This is a genomic window from Bradyrhizobium sp. T-12, assembly GCF_058314695.1.
Window position 1 is genome coordinate 1,773,397 of the sequence record NZ_CM177756.1, and the last position, 22,406, is coordinate 1,795,802.

At 65.4% G+C, this 22,406-nt stretch carries 21 protein-coding genes; 10 read left to right on the forward strand and 11 right to left on the reverse strand.

All coding sequences use genetic code 11. The features are described from left to right. Positions 1–45: 45 nt before the first annotated feature. Positions 46–1,983: a glycosyltransferase gene (locus AC0WRY_RS08435; RefSeq protein WP_491122934.1), complete on the reverse strand. Its 1,938-nt coding sequence runs from the start codon at positions 1,981–1,983 to the stop codon at positions 46–48. Further along, positions 1,983–3,314, reverse strand: a complete 1,332-nt coding sequence (locus AC0WRY_RS08440; RefSeq protein ID WP_491122935.1) for an HlyD family secretion protein — start codon at positions 3,312–3,314, stop codon at positions 1,983–1,985. The genes AC0WRY_RS08435 and AC0WRY_RS08440 overlap by 1 nt, the downstream gene beginning before the upstream one ends. 292 nt (positions 3,315–3,606) lie before the next feature. On the opposite strand from AC0WRY_RS08440, the gene htpX reads away from it, so the two are divergent. Together htpX and AC0WRY_RS08450 are read left to right on the forward strand one after the other, a co-directional pair. Next, on the forward strand, positions 3,607–4,566 hold the full coding sequence (gene htpX, locus AC0WRY_RS08445) for a zinc metalloprotease HtpX (protein WP_194406564.1): 960 nt from the start codon (positions 3,607–3,609) through the stop codon (positions 4,564–4,566). 134 nt (positions 4,567–4,700) lie between these two features. Further along, a complete protein-coding gene (locus AC0WRY_RS08450) occupies positions 4,701–5,342 on the forward strand; it encodes a tetratricopeptide repeat protein (protein WP_194406565.1) in 642 nt (213 codons plus the stop codon). A gap of 236 nt (positions 5,343–5,578) precedes the next feature. Here the strand turns inward: AC0WRY_RS08450 and AC0WRY_RS08455 are convergent, their stop codons facing one another. Next, positions 5,579–5,935, reverse strand: a complete 357-nt coding sequence (locus AC0WRY_RS08455) for a hypothetical protein (protein WP_194406566.1) — start codon at positions 5,933–5,935, stop codon at positions 5,579–5,581. A 162-nt stretch (positions 5,936–6,097) separates the two neighbouring features. Beyond that, positions 6,098–6,898 carry a hypothetical protein gene (locus AC0WRY_RS08460; protein WP_194406567.1) on the reverse strand — a complete coding sequence of 267 codons (801 nt, stop codon included), beginning with the start codon at positions 6,896–6,898 and terminating at the stop codon, positions 6,098–6,100. Between the two features lie 226 nt (positions 6,899–7,124). On the opposite strand from AC0WRY_RS08460, the gene AC0WRY_RS08465 reads away from it, so the two are divergent. Continuing rightward, positions 7,125–7,418 (forward strand): antibiotic biosynthesis monooxygenase, encoded by a 294-nt coding sequence (locus tag AC0WRY_RS08465; protein ID WP_014497428.1) that lies wholly within the window; start codon positions 7,125–7,127, stop codon positions 7,416–7,418. 175 nt (positions 7,419–7,593) lie between these two features. Here AC0WRY_RS08465 and AC0WRY_RS08470 read toward each other — a convergent pair whose 3' ends face one another. Beyond that, positions 7,594–9,039: a helix-turn-helix domain-containing protein gene (locus AC0WRY_RS08470; RefSeq protein WP_194406568.1), complete on the reverse strand. Its 1,446-nt coding sequence runs from the start codon at positions 9,037–9,039 to the stop codon at positions 7,594–7,596. Positions 9,040–9,270: 231 nt separating this feature from the next. Between AC0WRY_RS08470 and AC0WRY_RS08475 the strand changes: the two genes are divergently transcribed. The 3 genes from AC0WRY_RS08475 (at position 9,271) to AC0WRY_RS08485 (ending at position 11,884) form a co-directional block, all read left to right on the forward strand. Then, the gene (locus AC0WRY_RS08475) at positions 9,271–10,905 is read left to right on the forward strand and encodes an isocitrate lyase (RefSeq protein ID WP_194406569.1); all 1,635 of its coding nucleotides are present in this window, start codon (positions 9,271–9,273) and stop codon (positions 10,903–10,905) included. Between the two features lie 30 nt (positions 10,906–10,935). After that, a complete protein-coding gene (locus AC0WRY_RS08480; protein WP_028134831.1) occupies positions 10,936–11,145 on the forward strand; it encodes a DUF4170 domain-containing protein in 210 nt (69 codons plus the stop codon). Positions 11,146–11,329: 184 nt separating this feature from the next. Further along, complete coding sequence (locus AC0WRY_RS08485) at positions 11,330–11,884, forward strand: hypothetical protein (RefSeq protein ID WP_194406570.1); 555 nt, start codon at positions 11,330–11,332, stop codon at positions 11,882–11,884. Positions 11,885–12,014: 130 nt separating this feature from the next. Here AC0WRY_RS08485 and AC0WRY_RS08490 read toward each other — a convergent pair whose 3' ends face one another. Next, positions 12,015–12,896, reverse strand: a complete 882-nt coding sequence (locus AC0WRY_RS08490; protein ID WP_194408202.1) for a metallophosphoesterase family protein — start codon at positions 12,894–12,896, stop codon at positions 12,015–12,017. Between the two features lie 122 nt (positions 12,897–13,018). Here AC0WRY_RS08490 and AC0WRY_RS08495 point away from each other — a divergent pair, with 122 nt between their 5' ends. Continuing rightward, on the forward strand, positions 13,019–13,510 hold the full coding sequence (locus AC0WRY_RS08495; RefSeq protein WP_194406571.1) for an NUDIX domain-containing protein: 492 nt from the start codon (positions 13,019–13,021) through the stop codon (positions 13,508–13,510). Positions 13,511–13,561: 51 nt separating this feature from the next. On the opposite strand, the gene AC0WRY_RS08500 is transcribed toward AC0WRY_RS08495, so the two are convergent. Beyond that, positions 13,562–13,939 carry a DUF2304 domain-containing protein gene (locus AC0WRY_RS08500; protein ID WP_194406572.1) on the reverse strand — a complete coding sequence of 126 codons (378 nt, stop codon included), beginning with the start codon at positions 13,937–13,939 and terminating at the stop codon, positions 13,562–13,564. 61 nt (positions 13,940–14,000) lie between these two features. After that, entirely contained in the window at positions 14,001–14,765 is a 765-nt protein-coding gene (locus tag AC0WRY_RS08505; protein WP_246776442.1) for a glycosyltransferase family 2 protein, read from the reverse strand. Between the two features lie 122 nt (positions 14,766–14,887). Here AC0WRY_RS08505 and AC0WRY_RS08510 point away from each other — a divergent pair, with 122 nt between their 5' ends. Genes AC0WRY_RS08510 through AC0WRY_RS08520 form a run of 3 tightly spaced genes read left to right on the forward strand, consistent with a single transcriptional unit; the run spans position 14,888 to position 17,156 of the window. Then, positions 14,888–16,054 carry a hypothetical protein gene (locus AC0WRY_RS08510; protein WP_246776443.1) on the forward strand — a complete coding sequence of 389 codons (1,167 nt, stop codon included), beginning with the start codon at positions 14,888–14,890 and terminating at the stop codon, positions 16,052–16,054. Positions 16,055–16,112: 58 nt separating this feature from the next. Continuing rightward, positions 16,113–16,631, forward strand: a complete 519-nt coding sequence (locus tag AC0WRY_RS08515) for a GNAT family N-acetyltransferase (protein WP_194406574.1) — start codon at positions 16,113–16,115, stop codon at positions 16,629–16,631. A 42-nt stretch (positions 16,632–16,673) separates the two neighbouring features. Beyond that, positions 16,674–17,156, forward strand: a complete 483-nt coding sequence (locus tag AC0WRY_RS08520; RefSeq protein ID WP_194406575.1) for a GNAT family N-acetyltransferase — start codon at positions 16,674–16,676, stop codon at positions 17,154–17,156. Between the two features lie 96 nt (positions 17,157–17,252). On the opposite strand, the gene AC0WRY_RS08525 is transcribed toward AC0WRY_RS08520, so the two are convergent. From AC0WRY_RS08525 to AC0WRY_RS08535, 3 genes are all read right to left on the reverse strand, one after another. Further along, positions 17,253–19,622: a TonB-dependent receptor gene (locus tag AC0WRY_RS08525; protein WP_491122936.1), complete on the reverse strand. Its 2,370-nt coding sequence runs from the start codon at positions 19,620–19,622 to the stop codon at positions 17,253–17,255. A 144-nt stretch (positions 19,623–19,766) separates the two neighbouring features. Then, positions 19,767–20,183 (reverse strand): DUF2946 domain-containing protein, encoded by a 417-nt coding sequence (locus tag AC0WRY_RS08530; protein WP_194406577.1) that lies wholly within the window; start codon positions 20,181–20,183, stop codon positions 19,767–19,769. Positions 20,184–20,336: 153 nt separating this feature from the next. Further along, complete coding sequence (locus tag AC0WRY_RS08535) at positions 20,337–22,400, reverse strand: hypothetical protein (RefSeq protein ID WP_194406578.1); 2,064 nt, start codon at positions 22,398–22,400, stop codon at positions 20,337–20,339. Between the last annotated feature and the right edge of the window lie 6 nt (positions 22,401–22,406).

Sequence of the window (22,406 nt, forward strand, 5' to 3'; positions counted from 1 at the left end):
CCATGCCGTGCCGCTTGGCATGCGAGCGAGCCGCTGTCGCGGGGATTAGCCGAACAGCCGCATCAGCAGCGCCTTCCCGACCGGAAGTGCCCTGACGCCCCGATACGCGCGGACATATTCGCCGGCATAAAACGCTCTGATCGCATGCACGCGCGTGTCCATCCCCTCCTCAAACCGCACGGCAAATCCATCCGTGGTGCGTCGGACCACGACGGCCGCGATCGAGCGGCCGTAGATCTTGCATTCGATCGTGCTGCCGGGGAGCGGCGGATCGGGATCGATCAGCCGGGCGCCGGTGATGGAGATGTCGGCGAGCCGCGCCAGATGCGACTTGCCGGCCTGACGCAGGAGGATGGCTTCGTTGCGATCGAAGCGCTCCGCCTTGCGCTTGCGCGGTTGCTCGATGCAGACGAAGCAGACCACGGTGAGGATGAGCGCGTTGTAGAGGCTCCAGGCCAGCGCCAGTCCGCCATAGGCGATGTTCTCGCCGCGAAGGTGCAGGATGAAGGCATAGGCGATGGCGGCGAGCGTGATGAGAAGGGCGCAGCCATAGAGCCGCAGCAGCGGCCATTCGACAAATCGCCTGTCGCGGTCGCCGCCCTTCGCGGTCACCCTGAATTTATGCCCTTTCGGCTTCGTCAGACCGGTGGCGACGGCCTTGAGCACCGCGGGCGCGGCGATGAGTTGCGACACGTCCGTCATCATGGCGAGCGAACGGCCGCGCGACAGCCAGGCCATGGTGAGACCGTGCCAGACGTAGAACGGCAGGAAGAAGCGTAGCAGTTCGGTGAGGTTCGCCTGCACGGCCTTGATGCCGAACAGCAGGAACAGCCATGGCACCACGAGCCCGGCCACCTTCGAAACGTAGACTGCCGACCAGCTCATGAAGGCGTCCACAAGGGACAGTCGGTCGATGAAGGAGAGTTTAGACCCCTGCGAGAGCGGTCCGCTGCGGCCGCGGACGATCTGCATGAAGCCAAGGCACCAGCGCGCGCGCTGGGTGATGTATTCCTTCAGCCCCTTCGGCGCGAGTCCGATCGTCAGCCGCTCGTTGAGATACACCGTGGTGAGGCCGAATTCCTTCAGGCGCAACGTCACGAGATAGTCTTCCGTCACGGACTCGGTTGGAAAGCCGCCGATCTGCACCAGTCCGTCGTATCGAATGAGCGATGAGGTGCCGCAGCAGAAGGCGACACCCCAGGCGTCCTTTGCCGGCATCAGGATGTCGAAGAAGAACCGCTGCTCGTCCGGCCAGACGTCGGTTGCGGCAAGGTTGGTCTGGATTGGATCGGGATTGATGAAGTGCTGCGGTGTCTGCACCACGCCCACCGAGGCATCGTCCATCAGCGAGACGGTTCGCGCGAGGAAGTCGGGCCGCGGCACGAAGTCGGCGTCGAGGATGGCGATGAAGTCAGGCCGCTCCGATAGTGTGCCGACATGCCTGAGGGCATGGTTGATGTTGCCGGCCTTGGCGTGATGGTTGTCGCGGCGCGTGAGATAGTGACAGTTGAGCTCGCCCGACAGGCGCCGCAGCCACGGCCGGCGGCCGTCGTCGAGCACCCAGACCCGGTAATTGCCGTACTCCATTCCGGTCGCGCCGATGATCGTGCGCTCCAGGATCGATCGCTCCTCGTTGTAGGTGCAGATGAAAACGTCGATCAGCGGCGCGGCGGGATCGGTGGCGCGGCCGTCGATCCTGGACGATCCGGTACGGTCGACCGTTCGGCTCAGGAAGAACAGCGACAGCGTGACCGCGACGAGCGAGGCCACTTCCAGCAGCATGAAGGGATAGCCGATTACCGCATCGGCCGTCAGATGCGGCGGCGGAAGAGTTGCCGTGACGCGCCAATGGAGATAGCGGAGCAGGAAAACGAGTGACACGATGGCCAGCAACGAGCGCGCCTTCGTGCTGTCGCGCCGCAACAGCGGCACGATAGCCATGAAGGCGCCGAGCGTGATCAGGCCGGGTGTCAGCGCCGCCATCACGACGCGGGCTCATGCCTTGCAAACACGACGCGTCCGGTGCGACCGACGGTGCAGGTGCGCGCGGCGATATCGCCCAGCGCGACGGTCACGCGATAGGGCTCCTTGCTCAGCGCGTCGGGATTGATGGCGAGGTTGGCGGGCGCGCCGGCGGCACCGGTCAGATTGACGACGGCACCGGAGATCGCCTCGCCGCCGTCGTTCGGCTCGAACGTCGCGCGGTCGCCGAGCTGCAAGCGGTTGTAGACGCTTTCGGTGATGACGGCGCCGCTGCAATCGAGCACCTTGAGCAGGGGCTGGCCGGCCTGCACGTCCTCACCGGGTGAGGTCATCATCTCCCAGACGCGGCCCGCGACGGGTGTCGTGATGTTGGCCTCGGAGAGATCGGCGAAGCGAACCTCCTCGACGATGATCTCGTTGCCGAGCCAGGCGATCTCGGTGTCGCCGCGGACAAGATCGGCCTCGAGGTCGCCGGCGCGCTGACGCATCTCCTCCTCGCGTTGCACCGAGCTGGGCCGGTCGTTGTAGCTGTCGCCGAGGAACGAGCCATTCTGTGCGGCGGCAAGCTCGACCTTGGCGGCATCCAGCCGCTTGCGCGCGCCGAGCTCGGTCTGCTGCGACACCGAGAGCTCGCGTGTCAGGCGGGCCAGCTCGACGGTCGAGACATTGCCGGATTTCGCCAGCGAGGAGGCACGTTCCACCGCGGCGCTGGCCTCGTCCCGCCGCGCGGCCGCTGCTTCGATCGAGGTCTGGATCTCCGCGATACGGGCCTCGAGCTGCAGCACGCGTCCCTCGCGGAATTGCGCGGCCTGCCGCGCCAGATCCTTTTGCGCGGCCTGAGCCAAGGCAAGTTTTGCGGCAAGGCTCGGCCGCTCGTTCTCGAGGCGCGCTTTCTGCCGCCGGAGATCGTCGAGCCGGGTGCGGTCGCCGCGCGAGTTCACGACGCGCAGGACCACGGTTCCGGCATCGAGCCTGGCCTGATCGGTGACGTGCCGGACGGCCGATACGCGCCCGCCAATCGGCGTGCGCAGGGTGACGAGGCGCGAATTCAGCACCGCCTCGACGCTCGAATTCTCCCACAACGCGCGCAGCGGCAGCCAGCCGAAAATCGCGATGATGGCAAGTCCGATGACGATCTTGGTGCTCCGCCGCAGGCGGGACCAGCGACGCGGCGCGTCCGGCGCGATCGGCGCTTCGGGTGCGCGGCCGGGCTCGTCGTTGGCGAACATCTGCTCGTACAGCGCTTCCTGCAATCCCTTCGCGTCGGTCCTGGTGTCGTGAGGAGAGGAAGCGGATGCGGGATCGACGGAAGCGGGCGAGCGGTCCATCATGGCGGTCACCTTGCTGACGGGTGCCAACGGAAGCGGTCAATGCGCAACCACCGCGGGGTGTGCCGGGCTACCGCCACTTAAGCGGAGATGCGCTTTCCAGATTGCTAAGCGTCCGTGCGCGTTTTTGCGCAAATCCCGATCAAGGTTTAGCGGGGCCAGCAAGGCTGCTGCCCCAGTCCTGATGCGAGATGGATCTGCGGCCGGGCGACGCACGACCTTGCGGGATCTGGCGGCATTCATAGTTCTGGAGCGGCGGCCGAAGGTTTGCCCGCGGCCGGCCCAGGAGACGGCCATGAACTATCTTCGTACCGCAATGCTGCTTGCAGGCCTGACTGCCCTGTTCATGGGCGTCGGCTATCTGATCGGCGGTGCCTCGGGCGCCATGATCGCGCTCGTCATTGCTGCGGCGACCAATCTCTTCACCTACTGGAACTCCGACCGCATGGTGCTCTCGATGTACGGCGCCCATGAGGTCGACCGTTCGACTGCGCCGGAGCTGGTCGGGCTCGTCGCCGAGCTCGCCGGCCGCGCCGGCTTGCCGATGCCGCGCGTGTTCCTGATGGACGAGGTGCAGCCCAACGCCTTCGCGACCGGGCGAAACCCGGAGAATGCCGCGGTCGCCGTCACCACGGGCCTGATGCGCCAACTCAGCCGCGAGGAGCTCGCCGGCGTGATCGCGCACGAGCTCGCCCATATCAAAAATCACGACACGCTGTTGATGACGATCACTGCGACCATCGCCGGCGCGATCTCCATGCTGGCGCAGTTCGGCATGTTCTTCGGCGGCAATCGCGAGAACAACAATGGTCTCGGCATCGTCGGCTCGATCCTGATGATGATCCTCGCTCCGCTCGGCGCCATGCTGGTGCAGATGGCGATCAGCCGCACGCGCGAATACGCCGCGGATAATCTCGGTGCGCGCATCGCGGGACAACCGATGTGGCTGGCCTCCGCGCTGGTCAAGATCGAGGGTGCCGCGCATCAGGTGCCGAATTACGAGGCCGAGCGAAACCCCGCGACCGCGCACATGTTCATCATCAACCCGCTGTCGGGCCATGGCGTGGACAATCTGTTCGCCACCCATCCCTCGACGCAGAACCGCATCGCCGCGCTCCAGCAGCTGGCGGCCGAGCTCGGCACGCGGGCGGCGCCGTCGGTCGGTGCCAACGAGAACTATCCGCCGGCGGGACCGTGGGGGCGCTCGTCGTCGCGAGGTCCGTCGCGTGGCCCCTCACGTGGTCCTTGGGGCTGACGGAGCCGGCCCGGATCGAGGCCGGTTTTGTGACCTGGCGCACACAGGATCGCCTGATCGGGTGCTAACACGCGCGGGTGATGCTTTCTTCGAAAGGGGATGTGTGGCCGGCCCACTGCCGGTCACCGTCGAAGATGACCAGGTTTGCCATACCATTGCTGATCGTCCTTTGCGTGCTCTTGGGCCTGTCCACGCACATGGTCGTCAATTGCGGCGATGAGGACGATCCCGACATCTGTTCGGCGGTGATCGGCTTCTCGCCGCTGCGCGGCTCGCTGATCGCCTTTGCCTATGAAGGGCGCGGACGGATCGCGCTGCGCCATGGCGACTTCAGGCGGGCGATCGCCGATTTCGACGAGGCGATTCACCTCAATCCCAACCGCGCTGCGCTCTATCGCGACCGCGCGCTCGCGCGCCGCCAGAACGGCGACCTCGAGCTCGCCATCGCCGATTATGACGAGGCGATCGCGCATGATCCCAAGCTCGCTGCGCCCTATCACCAGCGCGGCCTCGCGCTCGCCGCCACTGGCGATCTCGATCGCGCCATCCTGAGCTACAACACGGCGGTCCGCCTCGATCCCAGCAATGCCGAGGCCCGCCTCGACCGAGGCCTCGCGTTCCTCGCCCGCGGCCAGGCCGACGACGCGCGCGCCGATTTCGAGGCGGCGCTGGCGCTGCCATCAGGCAAGGACGGCCGCGCGCGCGAAGCCGCCCGCGCCAAGCTCGCCGAACTCGCGAGCGCCGAGCCGGCGCAGGCGTCCGTGCCGAGGCGATAAAATTCTCGTGGATCTTGCTCTCTGTACCCTCTCTCCCCCTTGTGGGAGAGGGCGGCTCGCCGCGTAGCGGCGAGACGGGTGAGGGGTATCTCTCCGCGCGTGAATCTCTTGCGTTGAGTTTGCGGAGGCAACCCCTCATCCGGCGCCATAGCCGAAGCTTTGCTTCGGCGTTCCTCAGAACGGCGGCCCATGGCCGCCTCCTTCTCCCACAAGGGAGAAGGGAAGAATTCCAGCGCTTACTTCGCCTTCTTGGCTTTCGCCTTCTTCGCCTTGGCAGCCTTCTTCGCCGGCTTCTCGTCCTTGGCCTTCTTCTCCACCTTCACCGCAACCGGCGTGCTGGCGGCGATCCGCATCGACCGCGCGTAGCTGTCGGCGACGTTGTCGGCGGACATCTGTAGGCGCTTGGCGGCAGCGGTGGCCTGCTCCAGAGTGGCCTTGGCCATCATCTTGAAGCGCTCGGCTGTCTCCTTGCTCTTGGCCTTGGCCGCAAGGCCGTTGAAGCGATCCCGCCGCTCCTTGGCGCGGGTCATCAGGCCCGTATGCAGCTGTCTGGCCAGTTGCCGGATCACGACATCCAGGTCGGCGTCCGCCATGTTGTTCTATCCTCTTGAAATCAGGTATCGATGCGGGCGGGACTATGCAGATCGGGCCCCGCCTTGGCAATTCCCGGCCGGGTGTCATCCGCAGCTTCTGGCCGGCCAAAACCAAAAAAGCCGCGCATGGCGCGCGGCTTTCCAATGTTTCGGCGGGGTGCCTTATTTCAGCGAGGCAACCGGACCGTTCGCCGCCGCCGGCTCGGGGTCGAATCCGAACACGCCGACCAGATATTTGTAATAGTCCGGCATCTTCTCCTTGAGCGTCTCGCGCGACTTCGGGTCGTGGAATTCGCTCTTTCCGGCCAGGAAGATGCTGGCGGTCACCGCGAAGAACTCCATGGGATTCTTCATCGCATAGCTGTCCTTGGGCAGCAGGTCTTTGGACTTCGCCAGGGCGTAGTAGGCGATCACGCCCTTGTTGGAATAGCCGTCCGGCAGCAGCCGCGCATGATAGGCGTGAAGCAGCTCGTGCAGCAGCACGGCCTCCTTCTCGTAGCGCATCATGTCCGGGCGCAGCATGATCACGCCGAGCCCCGAATCGACCGCGAGGTCGACGGCGTTCGGATTGGTCCAGCGCTGCTTGTCCGGATCCCACACCGTGAGCGTCCGCGGCGCGGTGCGGCGGATGTCCGGCGTGACCCGGCCGTAGCACGCGGTCGCGGCGCCTTCGTCGAGGCAGGCGAGCTCGCTCGCGACGATCGGCACCGTATGGAAGAAGCGCAGCACGCGCGGCGACAGGCCGGCGCCTTCGACGAGGTCGATCTGCTGCTTCAGATTGTCGGTGAGCTTGTCGACGTCCTTGCGGTCGGAATTCTCCGACAGGTCGAACATGTAGCCGCGGTAGCTCTGGAAGCCCGGTGGCAGCGGCTGTGCTGCATCGGCATCGAGCGATCCGGCATGGGACGGACTGGCGAAGAGCGCGCCGACGATGATTGCGGTCAGCAGCAACGCAATGCGCATGATGAACCCCCTGATGTCACTTCGCCCGGCACAATAGGTCACCGTTGTTTGCGAAAAGTGAGTGGGGCGAGACTAAGGCACCGATGTTGAGGCGTGCTTAACCGTTGGTTGCAGAACGCCGCAGCGGATTAGGGCAGGGTTAACCAAGCATGGATTGGCGGGGCGCTTCGGCGTAACATCGTTCCGGGCAACAAGCCCCTCATCACGAGCCGGAAGGGAGGATGCCATGTATGCCGCCATCCGTCAGGCCAAGGCGAAAAGCGGGAGTGCGGAAGAGCTGGCGCGCCGCATCAAGGACGGCGCCGTTCCGATCATCAGCGACGTCGACGGCTTCCGCGCCTATTACGTCGTCTATGCCGGCGACGACACGGTCACCGCGATCTCGATCTTCGACAAGTTCGAGCAGGCCGAGGAAGCGAACCGGCGCGCGATCGCCTGGATCGAAAAGGATCTCGGCCCGCTGCTCGCCGGGCATGCGAGCGCCGCCGCGGGCCCCGTGATCGTGCATACGCTGGCGTGAGGCGTTGGCGGGTCAGTCGCGCCACATTCTCCGCTGTCATCGCCCGCGAAGGCGGGCGATCCAGTACTCCGTGACAGTTATGATGGAGCCAATGGGCCGCGGCGTACTGGATGCCCCGCCTTCGCGGGGCATGACAGCGGTGTGAGTGGGCTCGCTTCCCGCAAGAGATACTCCCTCACAACTCCCGAGCATTCGAGAACGCAAAACTCGACACCCTTCGCGTCGTCTCATCCAGAATCAGCGTGCGCGTGATCGGCGGCTCGGCGCGCTGGGCGCAGTTTTCGCGCTCGCAGAGACGGCAATTGACGCCGATCGGCGTGCCCTCGGTCTTCTCCAGGTCCATGCCGGCGGCATAGGTGAGGCGCGCGGCATGGCGGATCTCGCAGCCGAGGCCGATGGCGAAGCGCGGTTGCGGCAGCGGGTGCGGCGCGACCGGGCGGCGCACCATCTGCGCGATCGAGAAATAGCGCGTGCCGTCGGACAGCTCGATCACCTGCTTGAGCAGGCGGTCGGGCGTGTCGAAGGTCGAATGCACGTTCCACAGGGGACAGGTGCCGCCGAACTTCGAGAACGGGAAGGTGCCTGACGAGAAGCGCTTGGAGACGTTGCCGGCATTGTCGACGCGCAGCAGGAAGAACGGGATGCCGCGCGCGTTCGGCCGCTGCAAAGTCGTGAGCCGGTGGCAGACCTGCTCGAAGCCGGAATTGAAGCGCTGCGCCAGCACGTGGATGTCGTAGTTCAGCGCTTCGGCGGCGGCGAGGAACGCCGGATAGGGCATCATCACCGCCGCCGCAAAGTAATTGCCGAGCGTGATGCGGAACAGGCGGCGCGGCGCGTCGTCGAGCGGTCCGGCACGGCCGATGATGCTCTCCAGGGCTTGCGCGCATTCCCCTAAGCCAAGCTGGAAGGCGAGCTGGAAGGCGCGGCCGGGCGGGTCGACCAGCTCGGAGATCAGGAGCTGGCGGCGGTGGCGATCGAAACGCCGCAGCGTCTCGCGCATCACGTCGACCGGCATGACGCGGGTCTGGATCGAATGCTTTTCCCGCAGCCGGGCGGCCAGCGCCGCATAGAGTCCTTCGGCCGGCACGTTCAGCTCATCCCGCAACGTCTCGGCGGCCTGCTCCAGCTCCGGAAAATAGTTGCGGTTGGCCTCGATCAGCTCGCGCACCCGCTCGACCGGGTTGGCTTCGTAGCGCGTGCCGACGTCGCGGTCGGCCATTTGCGCTGCGGCCAGCGTCTCGCCCTGGCGGGCCTCGGTATAGGCCGCATAGAGCCGCTGCAGCGCATGGGTGACGCCGGGGCAGAGCTCGGCGAGGTCGCGCAGCTCCTGCTTGGGCACGTCGATCTGGCGGAACAGGGGATCGGAGAAGATCTCGTTGAGCTCGGCGAAGAAGCGGTCTTCGTCGGCGGTGGCGAGGTCGCGCAGATCGAGGTCATAGGTCTCGGCCAGCCGCAGCAATATCTGCGCGGTCACCGGGCGCTGGTTTCGCTCGATCAAATTGACATAGCTCGGCGAGATCCCGAGCCCCTCGGCAATCTGGGTCTGCGACAGCCCCAATTGCTGCCGGATTCTCCGGAAGCGCGGGCCGACGAAGAGTTTCTTGCCGGAACTGGCGGGCATGTCTCGGATCTCCAGAGTCGTACAAGGACAGGCTTGCTGACCTATTATTTTACAATATTTACAAAATAACATCTATTACATGTTCTGATGTTACATGACATCACCAATAAAAAACAAGCCATCTATACGAAGTTTCCGTTTTCGCGTTTAGCTCCTGACACGCATATCGCAATGCACTGTCAAGAATGTCGATGGCCTGCCATCGCCATCGCCAGCAAAGGGATTAGGCACATGAACTATCAGCCGCGCGGCATCAGCACCCTCCAGGGCCCGTCCTCGTATCAGGACGAGGTCAAGGCGGCTCAGGCGCTCCTCGAGACCCAGCCCACCTGGAACGGCGTGTCGGCCGAGGCCGTCGCCCGCATGCGCCTGCAGAACCGCTTCAAGACCGGCCTCGACGTCGCCCGCTACACCGCGGCGCTGATGCGGGCCGACATGGCGGCCTATGACAAGGACCCCACCAAGTACACCCAGTCGCTGGGCTGCTGGCACGGCTTCATCGCCCAGCAGAAGCTGATCTCGGTCAAGAAGCACTTCGGCGGCAAGACCGATCGCACCTATCTGTACCTCTCCGGCTGGATGATCGCGGCGCTGCGCTCCGAGTTCGGTCCGCTGCCCGACCAGTCGATGCACGAGAAGACCTCGGTGCCGGCGCTGATCGAGGAGCTCTACACCTTCCTGCGTCAGGCGGACTCCCGTGAGCTCAACGACATCTTCCGCCTGCTCGACAAGGCGCGCAAGGAAGGTGACACGACCCGTGAGAAGGAGCTGATCGCGAAGATCGACAACTTCCAGACCCACGTCGTGCCCGTCATCGCCGACATCGATGCCGGCTTCGGCAATGCGGAAGCGACCTATCTGCTCGCCAAGAAGATGATCGAGGCGGGCGCCTGCGCGCTGCAGATCGAGAACCAGGTCTCGGACGAGAAGCAGTGCGGCCATCAGGACGGCAAGGTCACCGTGCCGCACGAGGTCTTCCTGGCGAAGATCCGCGCCTGCCGCCATGCCTTCCTCGAGCTCGGCGTCGAAGACGGCATCGTCGTGACCCGCACCGACTCGCTCGGCGCCGGCCTGACGCAGCAGATCGCCGTCAGCCACAAGCCCGGCGACCTCGGCGACCAGTACAACAGCTTCCTCGATTGCGAGGAGATCACTGCGGAGAACGCTCGCAACGGCGACGTCATCATCAACCGCGACGGCAAGATGATGCGTCCGAAGCGCCTGCCTTCGAACCTCTACCAGTTCCGTCCCGGCACCGGTGCGGACCGCTGCGTGCTCGACTGCATCACCTCGCTGCAGAACGGCGCCGACCTGCTCTGGATCGAGACCGAGAAGCCGCATATCGAGCAGATCGCCAGCATGGTCGATCGCATCCGCAAGGTGGTGCCGAATGCCAAGCTCGCCTACAACAACTCGCCGTCGTTCAACTGGACGCTCAACTTCCGTTGGCAGGTCTACGACGCGATGAAGGAAGCGGGCCAGGACGTCAGCAAGTACAACCGTGCCGAGCTGATGAAGGCGGAGTACGACGATACGCCGCTGGGCAAGGAAGCTGACGAGCGCATCCGTACCTTCCAGGCGGATTCGGCCAAGCGCGCCGGCATCTTCCACCACCTGATCACGTTGCCGACCTACCACACGGCGGCGCTCTCGACCGACAATCTCGCTCGCGAGTATTTCGGCGAGCAGGGCATGCTGGGCTACGTCAAGAACGTCCAGCGCGCCGAGATCCGTCAGGGCATCGCCTGCGTGAAGCACCAGAACATGGCCGGCTCCGACATCGGCGACGACCACAAGGAGTACTTCGCCGGCGAGGCTGCCCTGAAGGCGGGCGGCGCCCACAACACGATGAACCAGTTCGGCTAACGCAGCACGCTATTGGACAGGAGACTGACAATGACCAAAGGCAGCAATTTCTGGGTGATCGGCGGCGAGTTCGGCTCGATGAACTTCCACAAGCTCGTGGAGGGCTCCGCCCAGGTCAAGGGTCCGTTCAAGACCCGCAAGGAAGCGGAGGACTGCTGGAAGGAAGTCTCGGAAGAGAGCCGCCACAAGGCCGGCGTCCGCTTCTCGATCGTGGAGGAGCCCTCGCGGGTCTCGGCCTGATCGCCCTCACTTAAGAAGACGTCCAAGGACGGATGGTCCCATCCAGGCTCTGCCTGGGTGGGATCGTCTGTTTTTGGCACAGGCGAAACGGCTGTGGGCGCCGTAAGTATCTGGAATTGTGGGTCTTTGCTGAGGGTGTGGTTGCTGATAGGTTAATGAGGATAAGTCGAGGACGAGGCCGACCATGTCAGAGCCCGAGACCAGCGGGACCCCTCCCGGCCAGCCGCGCCCGGTGCGGCTGCGCGATGCGCTGCTGCGTGCGCGGATCGAGGCCGCGGACCGGACCGGCGTCGTGGTCGATCTCAGGGACGCCGAGGTGGCGCGGCTCGAAATCCTCAATGATGCGCTCGACCCGCTGTTCGCTCAGGTGCCCGACCAGATCGACCTGTTCGACCGCGGCGTCAGCCAGGGCGATACGCCGCGGCTGTGGATCGACGTCGTCGCCCACATCGTGATGGGACGCGACAAGCGGATGTACCGCTTCGTCCAGGACACCCGCTTCGGCCGCATCGTGCTCGCCGAATCGCACGACACCGGGGCAATCGTCGAGGCCGTCACCGACTATGTCGCGCGCCGCATGGTCGAGCGCGAGCGGGCCATGGTGGTCCCGCCCGAACCCATGCCGGTGGCCGAGCCGCCGCCGCGTCGCTCGCGCCTCTGGCCGTTCGTGTTCGGATTCGTGCTCGGCGCCGCCGCGCTGTTCGGGCTTGCCGTGGTGGCGGCCTTGCGGAGCTGGTGAATTTTCTTCACGTCATTCCGGGGCGCCCGAAGCGCGAACCCGGAATCCATTCATCGCCACGCACTGCGGCCCGATGGATTCTCAGGTGCGCAATTGCGCACAGTCGCTCATGCTGCGGAATGATAGCGAGCTAGATCAGCCTCACATGCTTGATCTGCCCGACCTGAAAACCGGCCCCGAGCCCGCGCACCGTCTGCTCGCAGCGCCAGCCGGCATTGTCCTTCTCGATTCTGAGCAGATTATACGCCGCCGCCGGGTAGCGCCCGTGCGCGAGCGCGGAGGCCGAGGGCACGCCGAGCGCGGGAATGTTGCCGTTGGGGCCTTCGAACCACATCGTCGAATGAATGTGGTCGTGCCCGTGCAGGATCAGCTCGACGCCGTGGCGCTTGAGCAGCGCCAGCAGCGCGGCTGCGTCCGTCATCCGCTTCTGGCGCGCGTCGGATTTCAGCGGATGATGCACCAGCAGCACGCGAAAGACGTCCTCGGCCGCGAGGCGATCGAGCAGCGCTTCGAGGGCTGCAAGCTGATCGCGTCCGAGCGTGCCCGTTGCCATCAGCGGCAGCGTCGGCACCGCCGTGGACAGGCTGATCAGCGCGAGAGGCCCACGCCGGCGCACCGAGGGAAATCCGATGCGGCCGTCGTCGCCCGAGAGATAGGGAGCAAAGGTTTCGCCGAAGCGGTGGAAGGTCGCGCGGACATAGGCGTCGTGATTGCCAGGAATCGTCGTGACGCGGTCGGGCGGGCCGACCTCGTCGAGCCAGGCGCGAGCCGGCGCGAACTCGGCTTCGAGCGCGAGGTTGACGAGGTCGCCGGTCACTGCGATGTGGTCGGGCGCCTGCGCCTTCATGTCGGCAACCAGCGCGTCGAGCACCTCGCGGCGCTGGTACTTGTGGCGGTTGCGCGTCCAGTTGACGTAGCCGAACGCGCGCTTGCCCGCGAGCTCGATCAGCCGCGGTTTCGGCAGGGGCGCCAGATGCGGATCGGACAGATGGGCGAGCGTGAAGGGAGCCAGCGTGTTGGGAGCCATCGTGTTGGGAGCCATGGGGCGCGATTGCCTCGCTATTGCTCTGCTGTAATGGCAAGCTCGCAAGGAACGCGCAAGCAGAGCCTGAACCGCGGCGTCGAGGAAGCCTGATGGGAGAACGTCTGAACCGTGTCCGACGGAAAGCCGAGCCGCTGCTGCGGCGATTCTTCCACGCCTATTTCCTGATCGTCCGCGGCATGACGCTCGGCGTCCGCGCCGTGGTGCTGGATGCCGACAACCGCGTGTTCCTGGTCCGGCACAGCTATGTCAGCGGCTGGTATTTGCCCGGCGGCGGCGTCGATCTCGGCGAGACCATGGAACAGGCGATGCGGCGCGAGCTCAAGGAGGAGGGCGAAATCGACCTCACCGGTGCTGCCGAGCTGCATGGCATCTTCCTCAACAGCCACGTTTCCCGCCGCGATCACGTCGCAGTCTACGTGGTCAGGCATTTCCGGCAGGACCGCATCCCTGAGCCCAACCGCGAGATCGTCGAATGCGGATTCTTCGCGATCAATGCGCTGCCCGAGGGGACCACGGTTGGCACGCGGCTGCGCATTGCGGAAGTGCTGGATGGCAAGCCCCTGATTGCGACTTGGCGGTAAGGTGATCTGGCGGTGAAGCGATCCGGCGTTGAGGCAATCTGGCGGCCGAGCTCAACCGTCGGACCGGCCGCTCTTTTTTGCCTGCAGCTCCAGCGCAAGCAGGCTCTGCTCCTGAATCAGCGCGCAGTTCTGCCGCTCCAGCCTGTGCAGCCGCGCCGTCATGTTGTGCATGAACGCGAAGACCACCAGGAACAGGGCGCCGAACATCACCACGAATGGAAATACGACGCCGGTCAAATGGCTGACGAGATAGGCGATGCTCGGAAACAAGGCGAACGCCGCCGGGATGATCGCCACCATGGACAGCATCAGGAAATCGTAGAGATCCAATCTGCCCCGCAGCGTCCTCTTCAGCAGCATCAGCATGTAGATCAGTGCGAAGACGGAGATGACGATGACCGTCTCTAAGCTGGGAAGAACGTCCGTCATCGCGGTCCCCTCGGGATGTTCGACGAGCTGGTGAAGTGGCAGGACGATGTGGAACAGCGCGTCATGGCGATCTCACCAGACGCGCGAGCAGGATGTAGCCGAGGACGCGGATCATGTAGCTCGCCGATTTCAGCCCGTCGATCGAGCTGACGCCGGTTTCGCGCGCCCGCATCTCGACCGGGACCTCGTTGACCGTGAGGCCGGCGCGCATCGCCCAGGCCAGTGAGATCGGCTCGGGGAAATCCGCAGGATAGGCCTTCGCGAAGAAGGCGATGGCGGAGCGGTCGAGCAGCCGCATGCCGCTGGTCGGATCGGTGATGCGTCCGCCGGAGAACAGGCTGTTGAGCGCCAGCACGATCAGCTTGATGCCCGCGCGCCGCATGCGCGTCGAGCAGAAGCCGGCATTGTCGATGAAGCGGCTTCCGATGGTGATGTTGGCGGGGTCTTTGCGATAGGCGTTCAGCAGCGTCTCGATGGCGCGTGGATCGTGCTGGCCGTCGCCGTCGATCTGGATGCAGAAATCGAAATCCTGACGCGCCGCATATTTGATGCCGGTCTGCACCGCGCCGCCGATACCGAGATTGTGCGCGAGGCGGGCGACCGGTGAGCGGCAAGCTGCGACCGCGCTAGTTGCGTCGGACGAGCCGTCGTCGACGACGAGGGTGTGATAGCGGCGGCGGGTCGCGGCGATCTCATCGAGGAGATTGCCGATCGAGGCTTCTTCGTTGAAGCAGGGGATGACGAGCAGGATGCGCGGTGCGGCGGCACCGTCGTGGCACGCGTCGGTTGAATTCGATGCCGCGACCGAATCCAAGCCCATATCCATGCCCAACTCGGCCACGTCAGCCTCACCTCCAAAATCCCCCACCTTGCTATACTTGCCGATGCTTTTCCTGTACAGGCGGCCTGCCTTTTCCCCAGCTGCGCCGGGCCGCCCGGCAGACCTCCATGAGAGCTGCAAAAGTCCTTGTCTCGATTTTGTTTCTGGCAATGCTGGCCAGCAATATTCGCTTGATCTCGCATTGGAGCGAGAGCCGCGGCGTCTATGACGACATCTGCTATCTCAGGCAGGCGCATCTGTTCCAGCGCTTCGGATGGCAGGGGCTCGACACCAGCCTCGCCCGCGAAACCGACGGTTATCTCGCGAGCAAATTGCGCAGTATCGGTTATCCCGACTGGAGCGATCGGACCCGGGCGCCGTGCCACACGCTGACGACTGACGGCAGCAAGAGCGTGATGACGCCGCCGCCAGGCACCGGGTTCGTGCTGGCGCTGTTCCCGGAAGGGTTCCAGGTCGTTCCGCTCTATGTGCTGGCGAATTCGATCATCGCAGCGCTTGCGCTTTACGGCGTGTGGCGGGCGCGCGAGAGGGGCGCGTTGACGCTTGCCGCATTGTTCGGCGCGCTCTCGATCTATTTCATGATCAATCCGACCAAGGCGAGCTATTCGATGGCGCCGACCATGGTCGTCTGTGCATTGACGGGCCTGCTCACGGCGAGGCTGTTCGTCGAAGAGGACCGGCGCCGGCTGCTGATGATCGCAGCCATCGGCATTCTGCTCGGCCTGTCCGCGAGCTTCAGGATTGCCAACGTCGTTCTGTCCGCGGGCTATTTCCTGTTCTTCGGATTGTCCTTCCTGATCTGGCGCAGCCGCGAGACCTTCGCGGCAGGGCTCGCATTGGGCCTCGCGTTCCTGGTCGGGCTGTTGCCGGTGTTCGCGGCGAACCTCGTCAATTCGGGCCATCCCCTGGTCTCGGCCTACGGCGGTCAGGATACCGCGCCGCCGCGCCTCGATCCCGAAGTGCTGCTGGCCTATCTCCGCGACACGCAGTTTCCGCTGATCGTGATCGCCTGCGCGTCGACCGTGCTGTTGTGGCGCTTCGCCGGCCATCCCGGCGTCAGGAAGCTCGCGCTGCTCGTCGCCGGCAATCTCGTGCTGAACCTGGCTTTCTTTGCCACGCATCCGGTCTTCACGCCGTACTATGTCATTCCGATCCTGATGCAGTCGCTTTGGACGCTGCTGTTCGCGGTCGTCCTCACCCGCGGCCCGGTCCGGGGGTCCATCGCCCACGAGGCCGATGGACCGCGGCCCGCCGAGATGTTATCCCGCTTGTGACATTGACGCGTTTTCCGAACGCGAATTGGGACTTCTTCGCTCGAAGACGCATGCCGACATGACCGATCTCTCACTGACCATCCTTCCCGAAGCTGCCGGCGATGCCCAGGCGATCGAACGGTTGCACGAACGTACGTTCGGCCCCGGCCGCTTCGTGCTCAGCGCCTATCGCATCCGCGAGCACGTCGATCACCTGCTCGAATTGTCGTTCACCGCCCGCATCGGCACGCTGCTGGTCGGCTCGGTCAGGCAACTGCCGGTGCTGGTCGGCGAGACACCGGCCTTGCTGCTCGGGCCGCTTACCGTCGAGCCGCCATTCCGCGATCGCGGTATCGGCCGGCAGTTGATGGAGCGCGCGCTGAAGGACGCGAAGGCCAAGGGCCATTCCATCGTGCTGCTGGTCGGCGACGAGCCCTATTACAGCCGCGTCGGCTTCAAGCAGGTCCCCAAGGGCCGCGTCACCATGCCGGGCCCGGTCGATGCCGCCCGCATCCTGGTGTTCGAGCTCGTCGATGGCGCCTTCGAGGGCGTGTCGGGCCCGGTCGGCCCGGACTGGAGCAAGGCGCGGGCAGGATAGGGATATAGCTCCGGGCTACGGCGATCTCTTGGAGTCACGACCATGCAGGTGCGTCCCGCCGACCCCGCCGAGATCGATCACCTCGCGCAGGTGTGGCACGACGCCTGGCACGGCTCGCACGCCTCGCTCGCACCGCCCGAGCTCGTCCGCCTCCGCACGTTGCCGAACTTTCGTGATCGCCTCGCAGCCATGCTCGACACCATCATTGTCATGGGCCCGGTCGGCACGCCCTCGGGCTTCTGCGCGATCAAGTCTGACGAATTGTATCAGCTCTTCGTGTCGCAGGCTGCCCACGGGACGGGGGTGGCTGCCGCACTGATCGCGGACGCCGAGAAACGCCTCGCGGCGCGGGGTGTCGAATTGGCGTGGCTCGCATGCGCGGTCGGCAACATGCGTGCCGCGCGATTCTACGAAAAGAGCGGCTGGGACAACGTCGGCACCTTCGTCATGATGTCGGAGACCTCGATCGGGCCATTTCCCGTCGATCAATGGCGTTTCGAGAAGCGGCTCGCGCGCTCGGCGTGAGTCCGCAGCCCCGATTTCACTGCGCTCCATCTGGGCTATAGCCCACCGCTGAACAGGCATATGTCGGGGCCCTAAAGGCCCCGACCGCATTCCGCCTCAGAACTTGAAGTTCGCGAATGCCCGCACTCCGATGCCGGGCATCAAGACCTCGTCCTTGTTGTAGGACACAGAGTTGCGGATGTTCTCGTTGAGGAGATTGTTGCCGACGATGCCGGCCATCATCTCGCGTGCGCCGAACCAGTTGCGGTCGAGCTTGGTCTTGTAGCTGATTTCGGCCTTCAGCAGATTGTAGCCTGCCGTCGGCGTCTCCGCGATCGCCGCGACGTTGTTCTGCGCGAAGGCGTGCAGGAGGTTCACGCGCATCAGCCAGTTGTCGTCGCGCCAGAACACGCCGCCGCCCATGCGCATCGGGGGAATGCGCGGCACGTTGGTGCCGTCGCTGAACGTGGCGCGGACGAAATCGAGCTGGTTCTCGATGCCCCAGATGCCGCCCTGGAAGGCGCCGACGTCGAGCTGCGACTGGAATTCGCCGCCGCGGAAGTTCGCGTTGCGCTGCGAGTAGACCGCCTGGTTCAGCTCGGCGCCCGGGGTGCCGCAGGATGCGAAGTCGTCGTCGCAGGACACGCCGGTGAGGCGGCGATAGATGAAATTGTCGAAATGCGTGTAGTAGACGGTCGCCTCGAAGCGGAACGGCCCCGTTGCCCTGCGCACGCCGAGCTCGACCGATTTCGCCGTCTCGATGGTGAGATTGGGATTGCCGATGTCGAACGTCGCGGTCGCGTCGTGCCCACCGCGCGAGAACAATTCGGCCGCCTTCGGCGCGCGCTCGACATATTGCGCGGTGATGCTGCCGACCATACCGCCGGGCAGGTCCTGCAACAGCCCGATGCTGCCGCTCTTCGGCGTGAACGATGGATTGCGCGCGATCGCCGCCTGCGGCGCGCCGTCGGGGAGGTAATCCGCCGGGAAGTCCGGCGTCGTGCCGTGCAGCTCGACATGCTCGATGCGGCCGGCGACCTGCGCCCGCGTCGCAGCCGTGAACTTGAACTCGTTGAAGGCGTAACCGGCAACGCGTGTGCTGTTGTTGGGGTCCCACAGGCCGTTGAACAACGTGCCGGGATTGTCCGGGCTCGGCGCGCTCAATTCCTGATGCCCGACCTGGAAGCCGAGCGCGGTCGTCACCTCGGCGAAGCGCGCGTTGAACGGGATCAGCTGCACCTCGGTGCGGATCTCCTGCTCCTTGTTGGTGAAGGTCTGGCGGATGCCGTCGCTGTTGAGATCGGCGGGATCGGCAAGGCCGATCTCGTTGTGACGGTAGTCGGTCGCGCCGGCCCAGAAGCGCACCGTGTCGATCGCGGCCGCATCGGGATGGTACTCGCCCTTGACGTTGATCTTGGTCTGGTGGCCGTCGATCCGCGTGTGGTGGTCGGCGCCGTCGATGCCGGGGATGTGGTAGAGCGAGTCGTTCTGCGTGATCGACGCGCCGATATAGCCGCCCTGGAAGAAGTAGGAGCCGCCGATCGAGGCACCGTCCGAACGCGTCGCCGAGTTCGGCTGGCGGCCATTCACGGGGCGCGACTGATCATTCAGATAAGGATAGCCCGGAATGGAATAGTCCGAGGTCGTGCGGCCATAGGCATCGGCGTGGAACGCGAAATTGCCGCCGCCGGTGTCGAGCAGCACGCCGCTTTCGACGCCGCGGTCGACCGAAGAGAACGCGGTGCGCGTCTCGGCGGTGACGCAAGGCGAGGTCGAGGCGCTTGCGAGCGGGGCCTTGGTCGGCAGGCCGTAAGCCTGGAATGACGGCGCGCAGGATGGCACCGCATCTGGAATCCGGTTGTTGGTGGCGCTGACGACGCCGCCGATCGAGGTCGAGCCGTAGCGCAGCGCAGCAGGCCCGCGCACCACTTCGATCTGGTTGGTGGCGAGCGGATCGATCGGGACGAAATGATCTTCGCCGAGATCGGATGCGCCGCTCGAATTGGTGCCGTTTTCGACGATGCCGACGCGGTTGACATCGAGCCCGCGGATGATCGGCCGGCTGGAGGCGCCAGGCGCGAAGCTCGATCCGGTGATGCCGGGCTTGGAGAACAGGAGATCGCCGAGCTGGCCGCCGCCCTCGCGGCGGATCTCCTCGTTCGGCACCACCGTGACCGTCGCGAACTGGTTGGTCACAACAGGCAGCACGCCCTGCTGGGGTATGGCGGGCGCGGCCGTTGCCGGCGTTGCTTCCGCCGCCTGCTCGCGGTTGCGCACACGTGCCGTTCTCGTACCGCGGCCGGGATTGCGGGACGGCACCACCGCTCTGCGCACGATCGGGCTCGGGGCCGTCACGGTGACAGCGGGGATTTCGGTCGACGATTTGTCTTGCGCAGGCGTTTGGGCGAAAGCCGGTGTGGCGGCGGCACCGAGCAGGAGCAGGCTTGCTCCGCCAAGACGCTGCGCGCGTCGCGATTGAAATGACATGTCCTGATTCCAGTCAGGCGCCGTCCGCATGATGGTCTGCTGATCGGAGGCGGCCTGCCGTCGCGGCGCGACGGAATTCGACTTCAACGGATCCCGGGCATGCGCCGATCGGCGGCGAGCCCAGGCATGATCAATCGTTGGAGATCAGGACGCGGGAGGAGCGCGCGGCTGGAACGCCGTGCCGGCCGATTTCAGATGGAGAAATTCGGCGTCAGTGGTGCGGTAGAGCAGGTCGATCGCCTGCGGCAGCTGCAAGAGAGGCGGCGTCGCGAACAGGATCGTGCTCGCCATCGCGACGACGGCGCAGATCGCGCAATTGTCGTCAGCCGGATGGTCGCCATCGGGGGTCGAGGGCGATGGCTTGTGAATCGCGGAGCGGTCGGCCGAAGCCTGGTCTTTGGCACTGTCTTTGCCGCCGTCGGTCTGCTGCAGTGTGGCCTGGGCAAGCGGTGCAGCCTGCGCGAACCAATGGCTGTGCCCGAACGTCAGCGCGAACTGCACCAGCATCGCGAACAACGCGAGCCGGGCGCCGTGCCTGATATTCGACCGGAACCACTTCATCGGAACAAGCTACCCCCACATCGCAAGGCGCCAGATCCGAGGGCGTCGCGATGTTATAATGTAACATCACTCGACCCATGAGTAGATGTCAACGGTTCTCGAACCAAGCAGCGAGGGGTGGCGGGCCGATGTGGCGTTCGAGCAACGGAGCGCTCAGCGCCCCTCGCGCACCCACGTCGCCGCGAACGCGCCGAGCAGCAGCAGAAGTCCGATCAGGCCGGCAAAGATCGGCAGCACGCCGACGCCCTTGACGACGCTGGCATCGCGCATCCGCACGCCCATCCAGCCGTCACCGGCAAAGACGCTGGCCGAACGCACCGGGAGGATGCGCGGCAGCTCGACGCTGGCGCTGCTTGCCACGCGCACCGCGTTGCCGCCGGTCGCCTGGGCCAGAGGCTTCAGGGTATCGACCGTCGATGTGACTTCCGAAAACTCCTTCGGATTGGTCGGGCCGACATTGATCAGTGCCTTCAGCGTGCCGTCGGTGGCCTGCCACAGGCCGAGCTCGCTCGCGGGAAGGCTGGCGCGCCATTCGCCGGGATCGCCCGGGCTCAGCGTCAAATCGTTCGACACGCCCGACGGCGAGGTCACGCTCACCGGCTGGACGCTGTCCGCCATGGTTTGGCGTACCACGACGAGGTCCTTGCCCTGCACCTGCAGGCGCAGCGCCTCCTCGTCCAGATCGGGTTGCTTCATCAGCCAGTGCGACATCCGCCTGAGCAGGTCGAGATGCGGGCCGCCGCCCTCATAGCCGCGCGCCCACAGCCAGATGTGGTCGGAGAGCAGCAGCGCGACGCGGCCGTCGCCGAAGCGCGACAGGAACAGCAGCGGCTTGCCGTCGGCGCCCGTCATGACAGGCGGGTTGACGGAATTGCGGGTGTCGACCGTCCTGAAGAAACGGCTCCAACGCGGCGGCTCGGAGGCCGAGCCCTCGAGAGCGCGCGTCACGGGGTGGCGTTTGCCGATGTCGGACAGATGCGCATAGAACGGCTTTTCCGTCACCCCGACCGGTTCAGCCGGCAGCACCGTATCCAGCGGCGTGCGCCAGATGCTGGTGTTGGAGGCGTAATCGGGTCCGGCCGAGACCAGCACCGCGCCGCCACCGCGGACATAGCGCGCGATGTTATCGAAATAGGCGATCGGCAGCACGCCCTGGCGCGCGTAGCGATCGAAGATGATCAGCTGGAATTCGTTGATCTTCTGCTGGAACAATTCGCGGGTCGGAAACGCGATCAGCGACAATTCGTTGATCGGCGTGCCGTCCTGTTTCTCCGGCGGACGCAGAATGGTGAAGTGCACGAGGTCGACGCTGGCGTCGGACTTCAAGAGGTTGCGCCAGGTGCGCTCGCCGGAATGCGGCTCGCCAGAGACCAGCAGCACCCGCAGCTTGTCGCGCACGCCGTCAATGGCGACGACGGCCCGGTTGTTCACCGGCGTCAATTCGCGCTCGAGCGGGGAGGCCTCGATCTCGACGATGTTCGGGCCGGCATGCTTGATGTCGACGTCGACGCTCGCGGCCTGGCCGCTCGACAGCGTGCGCTCGTTGATGACCTCGCCGTCCCTGCGGATCGTGACCCTGGCGCGTTCGCCGGTGACGCCCTGGTCGTCGAGGCGGTAGCTGATGGTCTGGGTCTGCCCGACGATGCCGAAGCGCGGCGCGGCCGTGATCGCGATGCGGCGGTCGCGCTCGTCCTTCTGGCCGGTGATCAGCGCGTGTACCGGCGCCTGGAAGCCGAGCGCGGCGGCGTTCGCCGGAATGTCGTGGACGCGGCCGTCGGTGATCAGGAACGCGCCGGCGACGCGGTCGACCGGCACGTCGGACAGGGCCGAGGCGAGGGCGCCGAACAGTTTTGTGCCGTCGGTCTCGCCGTCAGCCTGTCCGGCCTCGACGACGCGCACTTCCAGCCCTTTGATCTTCTTCAGGCCGTCGACCAGCGCTTCCTGCGCCTGCGCGGCTTCACGATTGCGGCTGCCGAAATTCTGGCTCGGGCTCTTGTCGACGACGACAGCGGCGACCGAGGTGAGAGGTTCGCGGTCCTCGCGGGTGAAGGAGGGATTGGCGAGCGCGAGCAGGAACAGCGCCAGCGCGGCCACGCGCACGGCGGCGCCGCGCGCGCGCGCAACCAGCAGCACGAGCGCGATGACGACGATCGCGGCGAGCGCGAGCCACAGCACGATCGTGGGGACCAGCGGCGTGAAGGCGATGCCGTAGTTCATGACGAT